At 70.8% G+C, this 13180-nt stretch carries 13 protein-coding genes; 8 read left to right on the forward strand and 5 right to left on the reverse strand.

The window, feature by feature from the left end; translation table 11 throughout:
• Positions 1–25: 25 nt before the first annotated feature.
• Positions 26–658, reverse strand: a complete 633-nt coding sequence (locus ABEA39_RS07535) for a TetR/AcrR family transcriptional regulator (protein ID WP_345375003.1) — start codon at positions 656–658, stop codon at positions 26–28.
• Between the two features lie 76 nt (positions 659–734).
• Between ABEA39_RS07535 and ABEA39_RS07540 the strand changes: the two genes are divergently transcribed.
• The 3 genes from ABEA39_RS07540 to ABEA39_RS07550 all read left to right on the forward strand — a co-directional run bounded on the left by ABEA39_RS07540 (position 735) and on the right by ABEA39_RS07550 (position 3796).
• On the forward strand, positions 735–1532 hold the full coding sequence (locus ABEA39_RS07540) for an SDR family NAD(P)-dependent oxidoreductase (protein WP_345375006.1): 798 nt from the start codon (positions 735–737) through the stop codon (positions 1530–1532).
• Between the two features lie 135 nt (positions 1533–1667).
• Complete coding sequence (locus ABEA39_RS07545) at positions 1668–3158, forward strand: MFS transporter (RefSeq protein WP_345375009.1); 1491 nt, start codon at positions 1668–1670, stop codon at positions 3156–3158.
• A 41-nt stretch (positions 3159–3199) separates the two neighbouring features.
• Positions 3200–3796 carry a TetR/AcrR family transcriptional regulator gene (locus ABEA39_RS07550; RefSeq protein WP_345375012.1) on the forward strand — a complete coding sequence of 199 codons (597 nt, stop codon included), beginning with the start codon at positions 3200–3202 and terminating at the stop codon, positions 3794–3796.
• A gap of 16 nt (positions 3797–3812) precedes the next feature.
• Here ABEA39_RS07550 and ABEA39_RS07555 read toward each other — a convergent pair whose 3' ends face one another.
• Positions 3813–5033, reverse strand: a complete 1221-nt coding sequence (locus ABEA39_RS07555) for a TetR/AcrR family transcriptional regulator (protein WP_345375014.1) — start codon at positions 5031–5033, stop codon at positions 3813–3815.
• A 182-nt stretch (positions 5034–5215) separates the two neighbouring features.
• On the opposite strand from ABEA39_RS07555, the gene ABEA39_RS07560 reads away from it, so the two are divergent.
• The gene (locus ABEA39_RS07560; RefSeq protein ID WP_345375016.1) at positions 5216–5455 is read left to right on the forward strand and encodes a hypothetical protein; all 240 of its coding nucleotides are present in this window, start codon (positions 5216–5218) and stop codon (positions 5453–5455) included.
• 186 nt (positions 5456–5641) lie between these two features.
• A complete protein-coding gene (locus ABEA39_RS07565) occupies positions 5642–5920 on the forward strand; it encodes a GlsB/YeaQ/YmgE family stress response membrane protein (protein ID WP_345375320.1) in 279 nt (92 codons plus the stop codon).
• Positions 5921–6026: 106 nt separating this feature from the next.
• Here the strand turns inward: ABEA39_RS07565 and ABEA39_RS07570 are convergent, their stop codons facing one another.
• Entirely contained in the window at positions 6027–6674 is a 648-nt protein-coding gene (locus ABEA39_RS07570; RefSeq protein WP_345375018.1) for a hypothetical protein, read from the reverse strand.
• A gap of 136 nt (positions 6675–6810) precedes the next feature.
• On the opposite strand from ABEA39_RS07570, the gene ABEA39_RS07575 reads away from it, so the two are divergent.
• Entirely contained in the window at positions 6811–7989 is a 1179-nt protein-coding gene (locus tag ABEA39_RS07575; RefSeq protein WP_345375021.1) for an epoxide hydrolase family protein, read from the forward strand.
• Position 7990: 1 nt separating this feature from the next.
• Here ABEA39_RS07575 and ABEA39_RS07580 read toward each other — a convergent pair whose 3' ends face one another.
• A complete protein-coding gene (locus ABEA39_RS07580) occupies positions 7991–8926 on the reverse strand; it encodes a hypothetical protein (protein WP_345375023.1) in 936 nt (311 codons plus the stop codon).
• A gap of 221 nt (positions 8927–9147) precedes the next feature.
• Between ABEA39_RS07580 and ABEA39_RS07585 the strand changes: the two genes are divergently transcribed.
• Together ABEA39_RS07585 and ABEA39_RS07590 are read left to right on the forward strand one after the other, a co-directional pair.
• Positions 9148–10281 (forward strand): LLM class flavin-dependent oxidoreductase, encoded by a 1134-nt coding sequence (locus ABEA39_RS07585; protein ID WP_345375025.1) that lies wholly within the window; start codon positions 9148–9150, stop codon positions 10279–10281.
• A 411-nt stretch (positions 10282–10692) separates the two neighbouring features.
• Complete coding sequence (locus tag ABEA39_RS07590; protein WP_345375027.1) at positions 10693–11823, forward strand: glycerate kinase; 1131 nt, start codon at positions 10693–10695, stop codon at positions 11821–11823.
• Here ABEA39_RS07590 and ABEA39_RS07595 read toward each other — a convergent pair.
• On the reverse strand, positions 11795–13048 hold the full coding sequence (locus tag ABEA39_RS07595) for an acyl-CoA dehydrogenase family protein (RefSeq protein ID WP_345375029.1): 1254 nt from the start codon (positions 13046–13048) through the stop codon (positions 11795–11797). The two genes, ABEA39_RS07590 and ABEA39_RS07595, sit on opposite strands and share 29 nt — an antisense overlap.
• Positions 13049–13180 lie beyond the last annotated feature (132 nt).

The following is a 13180-nucleotide window of genomic DNA, read 5'->3' on the forward strand; positions in this document are numbered from 1 at the left end:
CGGGAAGCCAGGGCGGCCCGCCTCCTCACCGAGGAAGGGACGAGGCGGACGATGGAAGGGCGACGCGGTGCAGGGCGTCTAGGACGGTATCGAGTGCCGCCTCGAGAGGCCAGGCGGCACGCTCGGGCTGACTGAGCACGAGGCCACCCTGAATGGCCGCGAGGATCGAGACGGCGAGCTTGCGGGCGTCCGCCGCGGGGTCGACGAGGCCTGACGCCCGCATGCGCTCGATGCCGGATGCGAGGGCGTCGCGCCACTGCCGCATGCTCGCGGCGATGGTGGCTTCGAGCTCGGGGTCGAGCATGGCCGCCTGGGTCGCGAGCGAGCCGATCGGGCAAGCCCAGCGGCCGAGGCCGATGTAGTAGTCGACGAGCCCCGCCCGCCAGCGCTCCCACGACTCGTAGGTCGAGAGATCGTGGATCTCCGGCTCCTGGGCGGCGAGCAGTTGCTGACCTTCCCAGAGCGCGACCTCGCGGACGAGTTCGGTCTTGCCGCCGGGGAAGTAGTGGAAGAGCTGGCTCTTGCTGGTCAGTGTGGCGGCCCGGACGGTGTCGAGGGTCGTGCCGCCGATGCCGGACGCGAGGATCTGCTCGCCGGTCGCCTCGATGATCCGCTGACGCGTCGCTCGCCCCCGTGCCGTGATCTTCGTGTCGTCCATCGCCCCAGACTACTTCACTGGACCAATGAGTCCATTGCCCTGGACCGACGAGTCCACTGCATGCTAGGAATGGACCATGCAGTCCAATGAAGAAGTCCTCGCCTCCCTGCCCACCGATTCCCGGCTCGCCGGGCGTACCGCCGTCGTCACCGGCTCGTCCAGCGGGATCGGCGAAGCCATCGCCCGAGTCCTCGCCGCCTCGGGCGCCGAGGTCGTGGTCAGCGGTCGCGACACCGCGCGCACTCAGGGCGTGGTCGACGCGATCACGGCCGCCGGTGGCACCGCCCACGCGGTCGCAGCCGATCTGGCCGGCTCGTACGCCGACCTCCGCACCTTCGCCCGGGAGGCGACCGAGGCCCTCGGCGGCCGAGTCGACATCCTGGTCAACAACGCCGGCGTCTACCCGGTCGTCCCGACCGCGCTGCTCCCCGACGAGGCCCTCGACGCGGTGCTCGCCACCAACATCCGCGCTCCGCACGTCCTCGTCGGCGAGCTGGCACCGGCAATGGCCGACCGGGGAACCGGCGCCGTTGTCAACATCGGCTCGTGGATGTCGCGAGTCGGGATTCCCGCCGGCGCGATGTACACCGCGTCGAAGGCGGCGATCGAGCAGATGACCCGCACCTGGGCCGCCGAATTCGGTCCCCGCGGCGTGAACGTCAACTCGGTCGCGCCGGGCGCGACGGCGACTCCCGGCAACGCCGAGGCGAAGGCGCAGCTCGACGCGATGACGGCCGGCACGGTCGCCGGCGTCGCCGTCCGCCCCGTCGACATCGCCTACGCCGTGCGCTATCTCGTCTCCGACGAGGCCGCACTCGTGCACGGCACGATCGTCGACGTCGACGGAGGCATCCTGCACGCGCGTCTCGCCTGACCCCGCCAGTAAACGGCCGACACACGGCCCACCGACCAACGAAAGGAATGGGGGCGGTCGGCGAAAGCTGCACGCACTGCAGATACGCTAGGGTTCTCAAGCGGAACGTTCACTCCGCTTGAGAACGGGGAATCGTTGACCACCTCCATCACCACAGCCAAACGCGCCAGCCACCAGGTGACCTTCGTCGTCCTGGCGGTCGGCGTGGGGGCGTACGCGCTCCTCCAGTCACTCGTCACTCCGGTGCTGCCGACCATCCAGGCGGCCCTCCACACCTCGCAGGCCAACGTGACCTGGGTGCTCACGGCCTACCTGCTGAGCGCCTCGATCTTCACTCCGATCGTCGGCCGCCTCGGCGACATGCGCGGCAAGAAGAAGATGTTCGTCATCGCGCTGATCGCCCTGGCCGTCGGTTCGCTCCTGGCAGCCCTGGCCACCACCCTGCCGATCATGATCGTCGCCCGCGTCATCCAGGGCGTCGGCGGTGGCGTCCTCCCCCTCGCCTTCGGCATCATCCGCGACGAGTTCCCGTCCGAGCGCGTGCCCGGGGCCGTCGGCCTCATCGCCTCGCTCACGGCGATCGGCGCCGGGCTCGGCATCGTGCTGGCGGGCCCGATCGTCAGCGCGCTGAACTACCACTGGCTGTTCTGGATCCCGCTGATCATGATCGCGCTGGCCGCCCTGGGCGCCGCGTTCCTCGTGCCCGAGTCGGAGAACACCACGCCCGGCCGCATCAACTGGCTCACGGCCGTGCTCCTCTCCGCCTGGCTCGTCGCCCTGCTCGTGGCCGTCAGCGAAGCCCCGACCTGGGGCTGGGGCTCCGTCTCCGTCATCGGCCTGATCGTGGCGGCCGTCGTCATCGGCGTCGTCTGGGTGCTGGTCGAGGCCCGCTCGGCCAACCCGCTCATCGACATGAAGATGATGGCGATCCGTGCCGTCTGGACCACCAACCTCGCCGCCCTGCTCTTCGGCGTCGCGATGTACGCGCTCTTCGCGTTCCTCCCCGAATTCCTGCAGACCCCGTCGGCGGCCGGCTACGGCTTCGGCGCGTCCATCACGAAGTCGGGTGTGATGATCCTGCCCCAGGCCGTGTTCATGTTCCTCGTCGGCCTCGTGGCCGGTCGCCTCGCCCAGCGCTTCGGCTCGAAGCTCGTGCTGATCGTCGGTGCCCTCATCGGGACCGCGGCCCTGCTGATCCTGGCCCTCGCCCACACGCAGGAATGGGAGATCTACCTCGCCACCGCCCTCACCGGCGTCGGCTTCGGTCTCGCCTTCTCGTCGATGTCGAACATCATCGTCGCCGCCGTCCCGCGTGAGCAGACCGGCGTCGCGAGCGGAATGAACGCGAACATCCGCACCATCGGCGGATCGCTCGGCGCCGCCGTCATGGCCAGCATCGTCACCGCGAAGGTGCTGCCGACCGGCCTCCCCGTCGAGTCGGGCTACACCAACGGCTTCCTGCTGCTCGCCGCCGCCGTGTTCCTCTGCGCGGTGGCCGGCGTCTTCATCCCCGCCATCGGCCGCCACCCGGTCGGCGGAAACCTGGAGGAGCCCGAGGTGGCCCTGCGTCACGGCGAGCTCGCCCTGGTCCCCGGCGGTACGGTCGTCGGAGACGAATCGGAATAACGACGCTTCTCCTCACGGGCGGCGCGAATCGGAGCAGCACCATGACGACCTCGACGGAACCCGAGCACCGCGCACTCCGGCGCGACGCGAGCGAGAACCGTCGACGTCTGATCGAAGCGGCCCGGCTCGTGTTCGCCGAGCACGGCATGGAGGCCGGCGTCGAGGAGGTCGCCCATCGGGCGGGGGTCGGCGTCGGCACGCTCTACCGCCGGTTCCCGACGAAGGACGCGCTGATCGCCGAGCTCGTCCGCACGCTGCTCGACGAGGTCCTCGAGTCCGCCCGGCAGGCTTCGACCGTGCCGGGCGGCGACGGCCTCGAGCACTTCCTGTTCGACGTCGGCGCCGCTCACGCCGCCAACCGCGGCTGCCTGGCCCGCCTCTGGAACGACGAGACGACGACGACCCTCCGCCAGGAGATCCGCACCCGGATGGCGACCCTCCTGGACGACGCCCGACGGCACGGCCGCATCCGCGACGACGCCACGATCGCCGACGTCGACCTCACGTTCTGGTCGCTCCGCGGGGTGCTCGAGGCCTCGGGGCACGACCTGCCGGACGCCTGGCGGAGGCAGGTGGCGATCAGCGTGGCAGGCCTGCGACCGTCCGCCGAGGCCCTGTCGCAGCCGGCACTGGCCTAGAGGTGGCCCCGACCGGTCAGACGGGCGGCAGCGTCACCGTGAGCAGCGTGTTCAGGTGCCGCCGCAACCGCTCGGGGACGTCGAGGCCGAGGCGGTAGAACGAGTGCAGCTGCAGGCCGTCCCAGAGGGCGGTCAGCCACACGGCCTCCTCCTCCGGATCGAGCTCGGGACGGAGGATCCCCGCCTCCTGCAGCACCGTCATCGCCGCCGTGAATCGCGCGATCACGACGCCGTACCGCCGCTCGAAGAACCCGTGCGCGGGATGCGCGGGGTCGACGGATTCGCAGACCAGCACCTGATACAACCGCACTTGGTCGAGGTCGGCTTCGTTGGCCCGAGCGAGCGGGTACACAGCCGAGAGTGCAGCCAGGGCCTCGTCGCTCGTGGCGAAGGACGTGGGCAGATTCGGATCGCGCGAGCCCAGCACCGCCTCGAGCAGAGCCTGCTTGTTCGCGAACCAGTACAGCAGCGCGCCGTGGGAGGTCTCGAGATCGGTCGCGATCTGGCGGAGGCTCGTCGGCCGATAGCCGCCTCGGGCGAACGCGCGAGCCGCCGCCTCGACGATGCGGCGCTCGGTGAGCTTGCCGCCGACCTCGTCCGCCTCGCGAGCGCGCACCGGCAGGCGGTAGTCGACCTCGGCGACGACTCGCGCGGCGTCGCCCGCCTTGGAGCCGGACTTGCCGTCGACGGCATTCTCCTCGAGGCGCCTGATCCACGCCTCGAGGAGAGCCACCGGGTCGATCCGCTCCGGGAAGTACGACCAGAGCAGCACGAGCCCGCTCCACCCCGCATAGACCTCGAGCGACCGCTCGCCGAACGCCCCGGACAGCCGTTGCAGGGTGCGGTCGAAACGAGAGGCCAGATAGTCGTGCGCGGGATGCTCGGGGTCGGTCGCCTCCCCCAGCAGGATCGTCGTGAGCTCGAGCTCGTGGGGCTTCTCCATCCGTTGCGCCGCCAGGAGAGTGGTGAATTCTCGCGGTGACACGGCGGTGCTCGCGAACGAGGCGAGGTGCTCCTCGTTGCGATTCTGGATGCGGGCCAGCAGTGCCGTGAGAACGTCCGCCTTGGTGGCGAAATGGCGCTGCAGACCCGGCGTGCTCATGCCGATGGCCTGCGCGATCGCCCGGAGGGAGGTCGCGTCGTAGCCGGTCGTGCCGAAGAGGGCCTCGGCCGCGTCGAGGATCTCGGCACGCGATTTGATCGACCGAAGTCGTCGCCCGTCGATGCCCGTCCGCATGCCGTTCCCCTCTTTGTCAGGACACTAGCACTTTTGCTCACCTTTGTTTATAGTCGGTCAAAAGTAAGTTGCCACGCGGTCGAACAAACCAGTTCGGTCTCACCTCCGAACGCCTGGTAGCAGACCTCACCACCTCTGCGAATGCGCCCGGACCCGCGCTGTCAGATTGATCAGGAGATGACATGCACGACGACACGATCGCCACCGCGCTCGACGAATTCGGGCGCGCCCATCACCTTCCGCCGCTCGCCTGGGCGATCCTCCACGAGTCGCGCCGAGTCGCGATCCAGGGTTTCGGCGGCGAGGCCAACATCCGCCTCTGGGTCGACGCTCTGGAGCTGAACGGGGCGAGGGCCCGCACCGGCAAGCACCGCTGGAGCGGAGAGCTCGGAGAGTGGCGGGTGGACCTGCTCGCGGCATAGGGGCGGGGCGTGCATCCCCCGCTCCACGTGCCTTACGCCCGGCGGGTGCCCGAGCGCTCAGTGCGCTTCGTGGACAGGGGATAACCGCGGAACCTGAAAGGGAGTTGTGTCTTGGAGGTGCCTGACCGGGCACATCGTCGGCAGACCGTCGTCGTCTCTCCACAAGAAAGAAGAAGACACATGTCAATCCTCGGACTCATCATCAGTCTCCTGGTCATCGGCCTCATCGCCGGCTTCATCGCTCGCGCCGTCGTCCCCGGCAAGCAGAGCCTCTCCATCCCCATGACCATCCTCCTGGGAATCATCGGCTCGTTCGTCGGCGGATTCCTCGGCTACCTGATCTTCCACCACGACGCCATGGACGGCTTCTTCCAGCCCGCCGGCATCATCGGCTCGATCATCGGGGCGATCATCGTCCTGGTCATCTACACGAGCGTCAAGGGTCGCCGCAGCGTCAGCCATTGACCGCGACGGTGACGACGGTCGCCTGACATCGAGAGCCCCCATCCGATCGGGTGGGGGCTTTCGCACGCCCGGAGCCGGGGCCGAGGGCCTGGCCGGCGAGCGGGCGTCAGCTCGTGAACGACCAGCGCAGCGGCAGCGACGCCCCGAGCCCCTGGTAGCCGTTCCCCGCAGTGGGGTCGAGGGTCGCCGAGAACGTGAACGGGAGCGCCTCGCCGACCGAGGGCGCGGCCGGCATCCGGAGATCCGAGGCCTTCGCGGTCCCGAGCGCCTGGGCGGACCCCTCGAACACCGTGGTCGATCCGGACCGGATGGTGACGAGGATGCGCGCGCAGAGGTCCGTCGCCGACCCGGGATCTCCCGCCGCGGTCGCCGCCTGCGTACACGGACCCTCCGGTTCGAGGGCGAACGTGCCGGCCGCCACCGACCCGATGTTCGCGATGCTGATGGTCGTGACGACGGTGCGGCCCGGGGGCATCGCCAGGTCGCCGCCGAGCTTGTTCACGGCGGAGCAGGTGGAGGAGTCCAACGACACGGTCGTGCCCTGGACGCTGGTGCAGGTGTGGCCGGCGCTCGACTCCTGCATGACCAGGGTCCCGGCCCCTGCGCTGTCGGTGCCGTTCGTGACGCTGGCGGTGAAGCCGGCGAAGGTGCCCGACCCGCTGAGCGCGAGACCCGCCACGGCCACGACCGACACCACCAGCGGCAGGGGCGCGAAACGCTCTCGGAGCGGTGCGAGGCGGATCTTGGGTGGCACGGTGCTCCTCGTCGGGATGGTCCGTTCACTATGCCCGGGGCGGCACGGGTGCGTCCCGCCCCACTTCTGGGAGGCCTCCCCACTTCGGGGTAGCGGGAGGGACGGCGTGTCGGGGGTCGCGGGTACCGTCGACGACATGTCCGACTCCCCCACCCCGTTCACGATCCCGGTCGACTCCGACGCCCTCGCCGATCTGCGCGCGAGGCTGCGTGCGACCCGCTGGCCGGATGCCCCCGAAGACGCGGGGTGGAGCCTCGGCGCCGACCTCGGCACTCTGCGGGAGCTCGTCGCCTACTGGATCGACGGCTTCGACTGGGAGGCGCAGGTGCAGGCGCTGTCGACGGTGCCGCACTTCCGCGCGAACCTCGGGGGCACGGGCGGGGTCGAGGCGCTGGGGGTGCACTACGTGCACGTCGCGGCGGCGCCGGGCGGTGCATCCCCGGCTATGCCGTTGCTCTTGGCCCACGGCTGGCCCGACTCGTTCTGGCGCTTCGGCAAGGTGATCCCTCTGCTGACCGACCCCGGCGCCCACGGCGGCGACCCGGCCGACGCCTTCGACGTGATCGTGCCCGACATGCCCGGCTACGGCTACTCCGATCGGCCCACCGGCCCCGCGCTCGACACGATCGGGGTGGCGAAGCTCTGGGCCGAGTTGATGACCGCTCTCGGCTACGACCGGTTCGGGGCCGCGGGCGGCGACATCGGCAGCGGGGTGGTCCGCTATCTGGCGCTCGACTTCCCGTCCCGGGTGGTCGGGGTGCATCGCATCGACGCGAATCTGGCGGCCGGGGCGGCGGACGCGTTCGAGCTGACACCGGAGGAGAAGGGGTTCGCCGAGCAGGCCGCCGAGTGGAACGCCGCCGAGGGCGCCTACGGGCATCTGCACCGCACCAAGCCGCAGACCGGCGCCTTCGGGCTGAACGACTCCCCTGTCGGCCTGCTCGCCTGGATCGTCGAGAAGATGCAGTCGTGGAGCGACGGCGAACTCGAGGCGGTCTACACGAAGGACGAGATCCTCACCAACGTGACCATCTACTGGCTGACCGAGACGATCGGCTCGTCGATGCGCATGTACCAGGCGAACGCCGCGATCCCGGTCGAGCAGCAGCTCCGTCGCGTCGAGGTGCCGTCGGGGTTCTCGCTCTTCCCGGGCGATCTCCTGCACCCGCCGAAGGCTTGGCTCGAGCGTTCCACGAATCTGGTGAGCCTGCACGAGATGCCGCGGGGTGGCCACTTCGCCGCCTTCGAAGAGCCCGAGCTCTATGCACGCGAGCTGCGTGACTTCTTCCGGCCGCTCCGCACCGCGGCGGTGTGAGTCAGGGCCGCGCTTCTCGCCGACCCGGCCGACGTCCGACCACCTGACGCACGACGAGCGCGACGACCCCAGTCGCTGCAGCCACCCCCGCGAGCCGGAGCGACGCCCCCGTGACGTCGCTGCGGAACACCAGCCCGACCATCTGCGCCAACTCGTCAGGAAGCCGGAGCAGCGCCCGCGACCCCGCCGCGGCGACGATGCCGGACAACGCCGCCGTGCCCGCCCAGAGCACCACGAGAGCGACCACGGCGCCGACGATCCGATGCCACGACCGCAGGCCGGCGGCCCCGATCGCTGCGCCGACGGCAATCCCCGGCAGCCACGCGGCGACGAAGACGCCGAATCCCGGCGTCGAGAACGATCCCACGGGCCGGACGAATCCGACGATCCAGGGCCCGAGGGTCACGCTCGCGAGCGCCACCGCGACGACCGCTCCCGAGCCGCCCGGCCTCGCCAGCAGCCGGAAGACCACGGCTCCCAGCGCGATCAGGAGCACGATCCAGACGCTGACCGCGACGAGATAGACCAGCGAGTCGTCGACGAGGCGGACCACCCCGGCGGGATGCCCGAGCCCCCGCCCGACCGCGATCGCCGTCTGCACGAACGCGGCGAGCTGCGCCACCAGCAGCCCGATCAGAGTCGCGAGGCGGGCCCGACTGTCGGCGTGCACGACTCGGCTCGCAGCGATGCGCGTGGCGATGCCGGCGAGGGCCGAGCCGATCAGGATCGTTCCGGCCACGAGGTCGAGTTGGTACTGGCTGAAGGGCAGGAACACGATCGGCATCTGCGCCTCGCTCGTGGTGGGGGTGGCCCAGAGGTTCTGCAGCGTGAGGCGGCCGCCGTGCGCGAGCGGCGGCAGCATGCCCACGAGCGCGCAGGCCACGCCGAGCAGCCCGAAGAGGACCAGTCGCCTCGAGCGCCGCAGTGCATCCCCCATGTCGTCGAGGGTAGCTGCGACCCGGCTGGCAAGCCCCTGGGCTCGGCGGGGTCGGATCGTCCGTATCGCGGAAAAACCCTGGTCGGGGGATCCCCGGGGTCGCGTAATGCAGAAGTGACGAGACGATCCACCCACCGAAACGCGGGCTCTCTACGGTGAAGCCGGGGGCGACAACAGTTCCACTCCGTCTACTCCGTCTACTTCGTCACCGAGGAGCATCCATGAAGTTCGGCGCGTTTCTTCCCACGACCAACAACGGCTACATCCTGTCGACCGCGTCGCCGCAGTTCATGCCCACGTTCGAACTGATCAAGGACGTCACCGTGACCGCCGAGCGGTGCGGCTTCGACTACGTGCTGTCGATGGCGAAGTTCCGCGGCTACGGTGCCGACGGCGACGGGTTCTGGGACTACGCGACCGACCCGTTGGCGGTCATGGGCGCCCTGATCGGGGCGACCAGCACCATCGGCCTCTGGGGCTCGATCGGGCTGCCGACCATCCACCCCGCCGTGGCCGCGCGCATGGCGGCGACCTACGACGACGCCAGCGGCGGGCGTTTCGCGATGAACATCGTGGCCGGGTGGAACAAGGCCGAGTACGACCAGATGGGCCTCTGGCCGTCGGACGACTACTACTCGAAGCGCTACAGCTACGTGAACGAGTACGTCGAGGTGCTGCGCGGGCTCTGGGCCGACGGCCGGCTGACTCACCACGGCGCGAACTTCGACCTCGAGGACTGCCTGGTGCAGCCGCGTCCGCCGCACGGCGTGCCGATCATGATCCCCGGGCAGTCGGCGAGCTCCATCGAGTTGGCGGCCGAGCGGGCCGACGTCAACTTCGTCACCGGCTCGTTCGACGTCGTGGCCCAGGCCCGCCGCGACCTGGTCGCGGCGACGGCCGTGACCGGTCGAGAGGTCGGCACCTCCGCTCTCTACGGGGTCATCACGGCGCCGACCGACGAGGAAGCGCTCGCACAGCTGAAGACGTTCTCCGACGCCACCGACGTGACGGCGTTCACGAACCTCGGCGTGGCCGCGAGCGGCGACACGGTCGGTCTCGCCGCGACGCGCTACATCGAGCCGCAGGCCATCGAGATCGACGTGACCTTCGAGCACCCGACCCGCGCCGAGGTGGTGCAGGGTCCGTGCCTGTTCCACCCGCACCTGGTCGGGTCGTATGAGCGCGTGGCGGCGTTCCTCGCCGACCTCGAGAGCGAGGCGGGCGTCGATCGGGTGTGCCTGTCGTTCCCCGACTACCGCGCCGACGTGGCGGGCTTCGCCCAGAACGTGATCCCACGGGTGGAGGCGTTGCTCGCGGCGTCTCCGGCTGTGGCGCCGGAGGTCGTCCCCGCCTGAGCTCGTCTCGGGGTCCGGCTGCGGCGGCGGCTGCGGCGACTCCAGAACACGCCGCTCACTTTCGAAGGTGAGCGGCGTGTTCTGGAGTCGGGCGGGGCAGGGCAGGGCAGGGCGCGCGGCCGACGGCGGCGGGGCGCGCGGCCGACTCCACAAACGACGGCCACACGCGAACATGAGCGGCGTGTTCTGGAGTCGGGCGCGGCATGACAGGGCGGGGCAGGCGGCCGACTCCACAAACTACGGCCACACGCGAACATGAGCGGCGTGTTCTGGAGTCGGGCGCGGCAGGGCGGGACGGGGCGCGCGGCCGACTCCACAAACGACGGCCACACGCGAACATGAGCGGCGTGTTCTGGAGTCGGGCCGACGACGAGTGCACGCACGGCGGGCACGCACGACTACGGTCGGGGCATGCGGATCCTCCTCGCGCCCGACGGCTTCAAGGGCAGCCTCAGCGCGGCCGAAGTCGCCACCGCCCTCGCCGAGGGGCTCGCCGACGGCCCAGGCCCCGAGCACCGGCTCACCCTCCTCCCCCTGGCCGACGGCGGCGACGGCAGCGTCGAGACGGCGATCGCCGCGGGCTGGTCCCGGCGAACGGCGAGAGCGCGGGATGCCCGGGGCGACCACCACGAAGCCCCGTACGCGGTCTCCCCGGACGCCTCGACCGCCGTGATCGAAGTCGCGGCGACGTGCGGCCTGGCCGCCCTCCACGGCGATCTCGCGCCCCTGACGGCGTCGACGCGAGGGGTCGGGGAGGTGCTCCTCGCGGCCCGGGAGGGAGGAGCGAGGCGGATCGTGCTGGCGCTCGGCGGGAGCGCTTCGACGGACGGCGGCACGGGCATCCTCGCCGCCTTGGGGGTTCGCTTTCTCGACGAGGACGGCCGTGAGGTCCCCGATGGCGCGAAGGGGCTTCCGCGGATCCGCCGTGTGGACGCGACAGGACTCGCCGAATGGGAGGGCGTCGAGCTGATCGCCGCGACCGACGTGCAGAGCCCGCTGACCGGCGTCGGAGGCGCGGCCGAGGTCTTCGGACCACAGAAGGGCCTCGGACCCCTCGACGTCGAACGCACCGACGCGGCTCTGGCGGCACTGCCCGTGCTCCTCGCCCAGGCGGGGTTCGACGACCCGGCCACTGCGGCCACGATCCCCGGCGCCGGCGCGGCCGGAGGAGCCGGCTTCGCGTGCCTGATGCTCGGGGCACGGATCGTCTCGGGCGCCGACTTCTTCCTCGACCTGGTCGGCTTCGACGCGCTGGCGGCCGACCACGACCTCGTCGTGACCGGCGAGGGCAGCCTCGACGCCCAGACGGCCGCCGGCAAGCTCGTGCAGGTGGTCGCCCGCCGTTCCGGAGCGACTCCGGTCGTCGCCGTGGTCGGTCGATCGACCCTGGGGCCGCGGGATGCACGGGCCCTCGGCCTGGCGGACGTGATCGCTCTGGCCGACCGCACTTCGGCCGACAGTTCGCGCGATCCCGAGCTGACGCGGCGGCTCCTCCGTGCCATCGGGCGCGACCTCAGTGCCCGGCCGGATCCGCCCCGTTGACGAGCAGGTCCCCGACCAGCCGGTGCCGGTAGATGCGCGGGTTGTGCGACGACAGCGTGCGGGCGTTCCGCCAGTGCCGGTCGAGCAGGATCGTGCGGCTGGTGCCGGACGCCCCGAGCACGTCGAACACGAGCGTGGCCATCTCGAGCACGCTGTCGGTGATCACGCCCTGCGCCTCGGCGACGGCGAGCCAGCTCGCGATCCGATGCGGCTCGTCGTGGTGCTCGAGGAAGGCGTCGACCGAGGCGAGACTCGCGTCGAACGCCCCTTCGGCGGCGAAGAGCAACGCCGCCAGACGGCCCACCCCCTCGAGGATCTGCGGGTCCTCGGTCGGCTCGGCCGTCGTTCCGTTGTCGTGCGAGCGGCGGCGAGCGCGGAGGGCGTCGATGCCGTCGCGGAGGATCGCGCGGCCGATGCCGATCAGCAGCGAGTGGAGGACGCTCTGGTAGTACTGCGCCTGGTAGTCGTACCGGCTGGCGTAGGGGATCGCGTCGGCCACCTCGACGAACGCATCGTGGTAGGTGACGCTGCCGCTTCCGGTGAGGCGCTGCCCGAAGCCGTCCCAGTCGTCGTTGACGCTCACGCCGTCCTGGTGCGCCGCGACCAGGGCGACGCGCTTCTCGCCCGCGGGGTCGACGGCGAGCACGGTGAACCAGTCGGCGTAGATGCTTCCCGTGGCGTAGAACTTGACACCGTTGACCCGCCAGCCGCCCTCGACCGGAACGATGGTCGTCTCGATCGTCGACTGCGTGTGCGCGCCGTTCTCGCTCCACCCGCCGCCGATGATCTCGCCGCGGCCGAGGCGGTCGAGCCAGATCTCCGACCGGCCGTCGTCGCCGACCTCCTCCGAGGCGTGCAGACGGTCCTCGACGAACGAGTAGTGGTTCCGCCAGATGTGCGCCAGGTTGACGTCGACCTCGGCCAGTTCGGCCAGCAGCCGGAACAGGTCCGACAGGCGGGCGCCGAGACCGCCGCGGTCGGCGGGGTTCCGGAGGCGCGCGAAGCCGGCGTCGGTGAGCCAGCCGAGCTGTTCGCGGGCGAGGAGCTCGTCGCGTTCCCGGGCGAGGGAGTCGACGGCGATCCGGCGGAAGACGGGGCGGAAGCGGTCCGCCAGGGCCCGGTAGCGAGCATCCCCCGATCGGATCTCGAGGGGGGAGACGGCTGTCGCCGAGCTCGCAGCGGACGAGGAGCGGCCCGCGTCCTCGAGCCGTGCGGACGTCGTCATGCTCGCCACGATGCTCCTTCGGGCCAGAGCCTGCCACCCCGGGAGTCATGCCGCGTCATACGAGGTCACGACCTCGCGCGTCGCCCGGCCCCGTGACCACCATGGGACGACCGGCGCTCGTCCGGTGAAGGG

Origin of the sequence: Frondihabitans cladoniiphilus, assembly GCF_039544345.1 — a bacterium.
GTDB classification, from domain to species: domain Bacteria; phylum Actinomycetota; class Actinomycetes; order Actinomycetales; family Microbacteriaceae; genus Frondihabitans; species Frondihabitans cladoniiphilus.